The organism is Streptococcus massiliensis DSM 18628 (assembly GCF_000380065.1).
Lineage (GTDB): Bacteria > Bacillota > Bacilli > Lactobacillales > Streptococcaceae > Streptococcus > Streptococcus massiliensis.
In genome coordinates, this window is record NZ_KB904445.1 from 1 (window position 1) to 1,276 (window position 1,276).

The window sequence follows — 1,276 nt, forward strand, 5'->3', positions numbered from 1 at the left end:
ATGTATGCTACTGTTCTATAAGGAGGTTCTTTTGTTATGGCTAAAAAAGGGAGTCGCTTTACAAGGTATTCACCTGAGTTTAAGTTACAGGTAGTGGAAGACTACCTCAGCGGACAAAGTGGAGGGATGTCCTCTATCGTGAAAAAATATGGCTTAAAATCAGATAGTCAAGTTCGGAATTGGACGAGGAAATATAGAGAAAATCCAACCTTACTCAAGCGAGACTTACGAGGTTCCAAGAGCTCAGGTCGTCCTAACTCCATCAAATTAGAGGAGCTATCACTAGAAGAACAGAACCGCTATCTGCGCATGGAGAATGACATTTTAAAAACCTTAAGGGCTCTTCTAGACCAATAAGGAGAGTCCTTCTCTATCAAGTTGTTGATCGTTTGAAAGACCGCTACTCTGTATCCAGCCTCTGTGCTTATTGGGGATTCCCAAGGTCGTCCTATTACCTCTGGGTGAAGAACGAAAAACCCCTATACAAACACTTTGATGCCCCTTTAGCTCAAAGGATAACAGCTATCTTCAACGAAACCTATAAAGGTTATCGCTTTATCTGTTATCAACTACGAAGGAAGTACCATATTTTCCGTAATCCAAAGACGATTTTACGGTATATGCGCATTCTAGGATTGACATCGAAAGTCCGTAAGAAACGTTACCAGTCTTGTACGCAGAGGGAGAGAAACGAAAAGGCAAGACATGTCCACCACAACATGCTTGCCCGAAACTTTAAAGCATCCCGCCCACTTGAGAAATTAGTGACAGATGTTAGCTATGTCTATCACAAACAAGGGCGGATGTTCCTCAGTGTCATAAAAGATTTATATGACAACTCTATTCTAGCATATACTTTGTCCAATTGTAATGATAACCGATTGGTTTTCGATAATTTAGATCTTGTTTTTAAGGATACTTGGGATGCTACTCGAACTTGCATCTTACACTCAGACCAAGGTTTTCAATACACCAATCAACTGTATCTCAGGAAGTTAGACTCCTATGGTGTGACAATCTCACATTCTAGGAAAGGGAATTGTTATGACAATGCTCCTTGTGAAAATTTTTTCTCTCACCTCAAAAGTGAGTCTTTGACTTTATTTCCTCCAGAGAGTCAGAAACAGCTCATTCGCCAAATCAAAGACTATATAGACTGGTATAATATGGATAGACCGCAAGAAAAATTAAAAGGCATGACCCCCGTGCAATATCGGGAAGCATATCTTCATAACTAATACACTTTTTTACTGTCTATTTTAGTTGGGGCTTGACA

Annotated in this window: 2 protein-coding genes; both read left to right on the forward strand. The window is 40.0% G+C overall.

The features are described from left to right. The first annotated feature begins 36 nt into the window (after positions 1–36). A complete protein-coding gene (locus A3I3_RS0109780; RefSeq protein WP_018372505.1) occupies positions 37–357 on the forward strand; it encodes a helix-turn-helix domain-containing protein in 321 nt (106 codons plus the stop codon). Beyond that, positions 354–1,238 (forward strand): IS3 family transposase, encoded by an 885-nt coding sequence (locus A3I3_RS0109785; protein WP_223873794.1) that lies wholly within the window; start codon positions 354–356, stop codon positions 1,236–1,238. Before A3I3_RS0109780 ends, A3I3_RS0109785 begins: the two co-directional genes overlap by 4 nt. Positions 1,239–1,276 lie beyond the last annotated feature (38 nt).